Genomic DNA, 6,511 nt, shown 5'->3' with positions numbered 1-6,511 from the left:
CAGGTTTTGGAGAGAAAAGAGATTAGATTCAATGTTCGGTTTTGAGGGTATGGATTTTATATGATAGAAATAATTGCCTTATCTGAAATTCAGATAAGGTTTTTTTGTTGATATTTGCAGACATCAAAGATTAAGATATATGAATTGTTACGAAAGAAATTCTTAATAAAAAAGCAATTAGGGAAAGTATATTGCGTTTCCCGGCTAAATATTATATGATAAATTTATATTATTGTTGCTTTATGTAGATTAATGATGATATCTATGGAGGGATGGTTATGAAGAAGGACAGAATAATTAAGCTATGTATGACTATCTGCCTGATACTTGGAATATCCGTAATGCCGATAAATCAGCTTGAGGTCAAGGCGAATGAGATTATTGCAACGGTGCAGGGAACTATTTCATCGGGGACAACCTCTGATTTGCTCAGGCTCTCCACACCGCAGGGCAATATGGAAATAAAGCTCGACAGCGATACGGATGCCAGTGCCTGCAAGATATTGCTGCCCGGCAAGAAAATAAGCGTTTCCGTATCCCGTGGTTCGGACAGCTATCTTCATGCTGTTAAGATTACCAGCGAAACGCAGACTTCGTCAACCACACTTGACGCATCCACTACCGTTACGGTAAAGGGGACATTGAGTGATAAAACCAAGGATGATATTCTGTATCTGAATACAAGCGCCGGCGAAATGCAGATTAAGCTGGATTCGAATACGGGTATGAGCGGATGCTCTTATCTTGTGGCGGGAAATACTTATTTTATTTCCTGTGCCAGAGGTTCTGATGCTTATATGCATGCCATCAGTATTTCAGATACCGCAGGAGGAGCGAAAGGCAATTCAGCTACAGGAGTTACCGGTACGGTAGGTGACAGCACAAAGGATAATCTTCTGTATTTGTCTACCAAAGAAGGTGAAATGCAGTTTGTAATCGACAATGATACGGATACCAGCAAAGGTATGATTCTTACACCCGGCAATACGGTGACGGTTTCTTTTTACCGCGGCTCGGATGCCTATCTTCATGCTTCCGCCATTGTGGCTTCAAAGAACAATCCCTCGGCAGTCCAGCTTGATACCTCGTCTATTGTAACCGTAAAAGGTACTGTGGAACGTGAATCGAATGAGAATCTGCTTTATCTGAGCACTGCGCAGGGTAAAATGGAACTGAAACTGGATGTGCTGTTCACGCTCAGCAATTGTAAGGCACTGGTCAGCGGGAAAAAGGTTGCAGTTACCTGTGTACGAGGTTCTGATGCTTATATGCATGCAATTAATATTGTTGCAGAGTAAAAAATATATAAAGAGTATTTCCAGGCAGTGTTCTGTTGTTTTCACAGGATGCTGCCTTTTTATTGGCTTAAAATCAAAAAAAGGAAATCACATTGCGCTTTGTGGATCCATTCAAGATGTGGCTTCCCGGAAGGAGGCCGCCAGGAAGAGGAAAAGGAATAGATTTATATAGGAAGAAAAGGGAGGGATTTTCATTACTTGATGCGATGTAAACATTATGATACTATTAACAGGAATAAGTTTTGCAGTTTTACAATAGGGAGTTATCCTGCATAAGTAGAAATGCGGTGAAAAGGTAGAAAAGAGGAAGCGGATTATGACGAAAGAATTGCTCGCTGAGATAGCGGATGCCCAGATGGTTCTGGTGGGTATTGGAAAAGAGATGGAAGAAACGTATAAGAAAATGGAAAATGACAGTTTTTATTCATCTTTGATGGCCCAGGCGGAGAAAGAGGAGGACGCAGCTGCAATATTGCAGTATCTGCAATGTTATTATAGAGAAAAGAACCCGGATTCCGGAAAAATAGATGCTTACAACAGGCTGGCGGACTTGCTGGAAGGAAAAAATTATTTTGTGGTATCTCTTTGTACGGATGATTATATTTATTCGTCAAAGCTGGATGCCGGCCGTATTGTTACCCCCTGCGGTGGTTTCCGGGCGCTTCAGTGCCATTCGGAATGCAGTACGGATCAGGAGCCGCTTGTCTGGGATAAACAGGTGACAGCTCAGGTCATGGAGGAAATAAGGCAGTGCGAGGGACAGCTTTCAAAGGTAGATTTCCCTGTATGTGCGGAATGCTGTTCTATAATGTATTTCAACAGAATAGATACACCTGGTTATAAAGAAGAGGGGTATCTTCCCCAATGGGAAAAATATACGAAGTGGCTTCAGGGAACCTTAAACAGAAAGCTTTGTATATTGGAGCTGGGCGCCGGTATGGAATATCCTACGGTAATCCGTTTCCCTTTTGAAAAGGTTGCCTATTTCAATCAGAAAGCCCGCTTTTACAGAGTGCACAGCAGGTTATATCAGATGACTGCGGAGCTGAAGGAAAAGGGTGTTTCCATCCAGGCAAATCCAGAGGAGTTTTTGAAAAATTGAATGGACTGAGGATTGCAGGTTCAGAACAAGTATGCTACACTACGGTAATGAGATAAAGCGCCGGAAAATGAAAGTGTTGAAATTGTAAGTGATGAAATTGTAAGTGCCCCAAAATGAAATTGCTGAAAAATAAAAGTGCAGGGAGGAAAGCATGATAGCGTTAATAGATTATGATGCGGGAAACATCAGAAGTGTGGAGAAAGCACTTGCGGCTTTGGGAGAAGAAACGGAGGTAACCAGGGATGCAGAGCGCATCCTGGCAGCCGACAGGGTGATTCTTCCCGGGGTAGGTTCTTTTGGCGATGCCATGGGTAAGCTTCATTCCTTCCAGCTTGTGGATGTGATAAAGGAGACAATCCGCCGCAAAACCCCTTTTCTGGGAATCTGCCTGGGGCTGCAGCTTTTGTTTGAAAGAAGCGAAGAGAGCCCGGGAATGGAGGGCCTTGGGATTTTAAAAGGGGAAATCCTGCGTATTCCGGAGAAAGATGGCCTTAAAATACCACATATCGGCTGGAATTCGCTGACGTTTCCTAATCCGGGCAGGCTTTTTGAAGGAATAGAAGAAAATCCCTATGTGTATTTTGTCCATTCCTATTATCTGAAAGCGGCGGAGCCTTCTATTGTAACTGCGGAGACGGAATACGGAACTTTGATACATGCATCCGTGGAGAAGGATAATGTATTTGCATGTCAGTTCCATCCGGAAAAAAGTTCCTCTGTCGGGCTTTCAATTCTGAAGAATTTTATTTCTCTCACATGATAAGGAGATAGGCGGATGCATACGAAAAGAATTATCCCCTGCCTGGATGTAAAAAACGGCAGGGTGGTTAAGGGAGTTAATTTTGTAAACCTTCAGGATGCGGGTGATCCTGTGGAGATAGGAGAGGCCTATGATAAGGCCGGTGCAGACGAACTTGTATTTCTGGATATAACAGCCTCTTCGGATGACAGAAAAACCGTTGTGGATATGGTGCGCAGGGTGGCTGAGAAGGTTTTTATCCCTTTTACGGTAGGAGGAGGAATCCGTACCGTGGAGGACTTCAGGGTGCTGCTCCGTGAAGGTGCGGATAAAATATCAATCAATTCCTCCGCTATCAACAGGCCGGAGCTGATAAGCGAGGCTGCGGATAAGTTTGGAAGCCAGTGTGTTGTAGTGGCTATTGACGCTAAGCGCAGGGCCGATGGAAGCGGCTGGAATATTTATAAAAACGGCGGCAGAATTGATATGGGGATTGATGCGCTTGCCTGGGCGGAAAAGGTAACAAGGATGGGTGCGGGAGAGATTCTGCTTACAAGCATGGACTGCGATGGTACGAAGGCGGGATATGACATTGAACTGACCCGGCGCGTTGCGGATCTGGTTCCGGTTCCGGTGATAGCATCCGGCGGCGCGGGAAGGCTGGAGCATTTTTACGACGCACTGACAGACGGAGGCGCAGAGGCGGTTCTGGCGGCGTCCTTATTTCATTATAAGGAACTGGAAATCAGGGAAGTAAAAGAATACTTAAATGAGAAAGGCGTATCTGTACGGCTGTAAAGCCAGGCGGATGCGCGGAAGACGGGAGATAAAAGAATGGGAATGATACAGAATGACTGGCTGGAGGAAATCAGCGATGAGTTCAGGAAGCCATATTATGCGCAGCTGTTCCAGTTTGTGAAAAAGGAGTATTCCACGTATGTGGTCTATCCGCCTGCGGAAGATATTTTTAATGCATTTCATTTTACCCCTCTGAGCAAGGTGAAGGTGGTTATTCTGGGGCAGGATCCCTATCATAATGTGAATCAGGCACATGGACTCAGTTTTTCCGTAAAACCGGATCAAAAGGAGATTCCGCCGTCATTGGTGAATATATATCAGGAGCTGCATGATGATTTGGGTTGCTACATACCAAACAACGGGTATTTGAAAAAATGGGCGGACCAGGGTGTGCTGATGCTCAATACGGTGCTTACGGTCAGGGCACATCAGGCAAATTCTCATCAGGGAAGAGGCTGGGAGCAGTTTACGGATGCTGTGATTGAAGCGGTTAATCGGCAGGACAGGCCTGTGGTATATATGCTTTGGGGGCGTCCTGCGCAGAGTAAAATTCCGATGCTGACCAACCCGAAGCATTTGATACTAAAGGCATCCCACCCCAGTCCGTTGTCGGCCTTCAGGGGATTTTTCGGATGCAGGCATTTCAGCCAGGCCAATGATTTCCTGAAGAGCCATGGCGTGGAACCAATAGACTGGCAAATTGAAAATATCTGATAAAACTGCTGCAAATATCTGATATAACCAGATGCGAACAGGGAGGAAAGATGTCTGATAAAATATGGAGTTCCAAAAAGGATTTTCAGGAGCTTCTGTTATCCATTGTGGAGCCGCTGAAACCTTATTACAGTGAAGAAAAAGCCCGGTTGTTACTTGGCGTTACGGCAACGAACTACGACAGGAAAGCGGAAACTATGGAGGCCTTTTCCAGACCATTGTGGGGACTGGTGCCTTTTTGGGCAGGAGGAGGTACGGAAGCTGGGTTTGAAGAAATCTACAGATTAGGACTGGTGGCCGGAACCGATCCTACAGGAGACGAATTTTGGGGTGGTTTTCATGCTTTTGACCAGAAATTCGTGGAGATGGCGGCTATTTCCTATGGTCTGATATTAACGCCCGGGAAGCTGTGGGATCCTCTTTCCGACAGGGAAAAGGAACGGCTTGCGGACTGGCTGTACGGCATCAATCAATATGAGCTTCCGGTCTGCAACTGGATCCTTTTTGCTGTGCTTGTGAATGTGGCGCTGATGAAGCTGGGAAGAAAATATGATGCTGGGAAGCTTGAAAAGTATCTGCAGGGTGTGGAGGAATTTTATCTGGGAGACGGATGGTATCAGGATGGGGATTCCGGGCAGAAGGATTATTATGTTTCTTTTGCCATACATTTTTACTGCCTTTTTTATGCGCGGGTCATGGGAGAAGAGGATCCGGAAAGATGCCGAATCTACAAGGAACGCGCCATGCTTTTTGGAAAAACCTTCATTTACTGGTTTGATGAAGACGGGGCGGCGCTGCCCTTCGGCAGATCCCTTACCTATCGTTTTGCCCAGGTGAGCTTCTGGTCTGCCTGCCTGATGGTGGGGGTGTATCCGTATCCTGTGGAGGTCATTAAGGGGCTTATTGTGCGCCATATGCAAGATTGGCTGAAAAAGCCTGTTTTTGACAGAAATCATATTTTAACGATTGGATATGCATATCCGGATTTGGTGATGGGAGAGCGTTATAATGGTCCGGGATCGCCTTATTGGAGTTTGAAAACCTTTGCTTTTTTGATGCTGCCGGATGATCATATCTTCTGGAGTGCAAAGCCGGCGCCTATGCCTGCGCTGGAAAAGGTAAAGCTTATTCCTTATGCAGATATGCTTATGTCAGTTTATGATGGCCATAATACCGCCTATGTGCCCGGCAGATACAGTCCGGCGGGCCATGGGCAGAGTCAGGCTAAATACGGGAAATTTGCTTATGATACGAGATTCGGGTTTCATGTGGCGCGTTCGTGTTTTGAACTGCATGAGGCGGCACCGGACAGTATGCTGGCCTTCTGCATTAACGGCTATACCTATGTGCGGAGAATATGTGAGGATTTCACCGTTTCTGAGGATAAAGTGATTTCCAGTTGGTCCCCGTATCCGGATATCCAGGTGGAAACCACGGTGATTCCGGAAAGCTGGGGACACCGGAGAATCCACAGGATTGTTAGTAATGTGGAATGTGAAGCCTATGACTGTGGCTTCGGCATTGCGTCAGATCCGGACGACGGTTATGAAGCCGGGACGGAGGAAGGGGCCGCATGGGCCAAAAACCGTTATGCATCCTGTGAGGTGACGGGAGAATATATGGATGATGCAGGGGAATGGCTTTTGGAGCCGGGCGTTGTTATTGACGCGGATCCCAATACCAATCTGCTTTATCCCAAGGCAGTGATTCCTGCAGTAAAATACAGGATTATGGAAGGGGTAACGGTAATAGAAACCTGCGTAAGGGCACAATGGAACCGACTGGATTATTGGAAGGCCTTGACAAATAGAATATGACAGTCTATAGTGTTCCTGTAAGGAACTACTAAAGAAGGGGCGG

Annotated in this window: 6 protein-coding genes; all 6 read left to right on the top strand. The window is 45.8% G+C overall.

Annotated elements, in window-relative coordinates; translation table 11 throughout:
• Window positions 1-278 precede the first annotated feature (278 nt).
• Entirely contained in the window at window positions 279-1,298 is a 1,020-nt protein-coding gene (locus DXC51_RS18965) for a hypothetical protein (protein WP_035323434.1), read from the top strand.
• 316 nt (window positions 1,299-1,614) lie between these two features.
• On the top strand, window positions 1,615-2,400 hold the full coding sequence (locus DXC51_RS18960) for a hypothetical protein (RefSeq protein ID WP_021638894.1): 786 nt from the start codon (window positions 1,615-1,617) through the stop codon (window positions 2,398-2,400).
• Between the two features lie 151 nt (window positions 2,401-2,551).
• On the top strand, window positions 2,552-3,160 hold the full coding sequence (hisH, locus tag DXC51_RS18955; protein WP_117545176.1) for an imidazole glycerol phosphate synthase subunit HisH: 609 nt from the start codon (window positions 2,552-2,554) through the stop codon (window positions 3,158-3,160).
• A 15-nt stretch (window positions 3,161-3,175) separates the two neighbouring features.
• The gene (gene hisF, locus DXC51_RS18950) at window positions 3,176-3,937 is read left to right on the top strand and encodes an imidazole glycerol phosphate synthase subunit HisF (protein WP_021638892.1); all 762 of its coding nucleotides are present in this window, start codon (window positions 3,176-3,178) and stop codon (window positions 3,935-3,937) included.
• Between the two features lie 36 nt (window positions 3,938-3,973).
• Window positions 3,974-4,651 (top strand): uracil-DNA glycosylase, encoded by a 678-nt coding sequence (locus DXC51_RS18945; protein WP_021638891.1) that lies wholly within the window; start codon window positions 3,974-3,976, stop codon window positions 4,649-4,651.
• A gap of 50 nt (window positions 4,652-4,701) precedes the next feature.
• Complete coding sequence (locus DXC51_RS18940) at window positions 4,702-6,468, top strand: DUF2264 domain-containing protein (protein WP_021638890.1); 1,767 nt, start codon at window positions 4,702-4,704, stop codon at window positions 6,466-6,468.
• Window positions 6,469-6,511 lie beyond the last annotated feature (43 nt).

Source organism: Eisenbergiella massiliensis, assembly GCF_003435485.1.
Note: the sequence above shows the minus strand (reverse complement) of the source record. Positions and strands in the feature narration are given on the sequence as shown.

What these genes read in the sequence shown, in the direction of transcription:
- DXC51_RS18940 (WP_021638890.1), top strand. Translation starts at nt 4,702, where the DNA reads ATGTCTGATAAAATATGGAGTTCCAAAAAGGATTTTCAGGAGCTTCTG.
- DXC51_RS18965 (WP_035323434.1), top strand. Translation starts at nt 279, where the DNA reads ATGAAGAAGGACAGAATAATTAAGCTATGTATGACTATCTGCCTGATA.
- DXC51_RS18960 (WP_021638894.1), top strand. Translation starts at nt 1,615, where the DNA reads ATGACGAAAGAATTGCTCGCTGAGATAGCGGATGCCCAGATGGTTCTG.
- DXC51_RS18945 (WP_021638891.1), top strand. Translation starts at nt 3,974, where the DNA reads ATGGGAATGATACAGAATGACTGGCTGGAGGAAATCAGCGATGAGTTC.
- hisF (WP_021638892.1), top strand. Translation starts at nt 3,176, where the DNA reads ATGCATACGAAAAGAATTATCCCCTGCCTGGATGTAAAAAACGGCAGG.
- hisH (WP_117545176.1), top strand. Translation starts at nt 2,552, where the DNA reads ATGATAGCGTTAATAGATTATGATGCGGGAAACATCAGAAGTGTGGAG.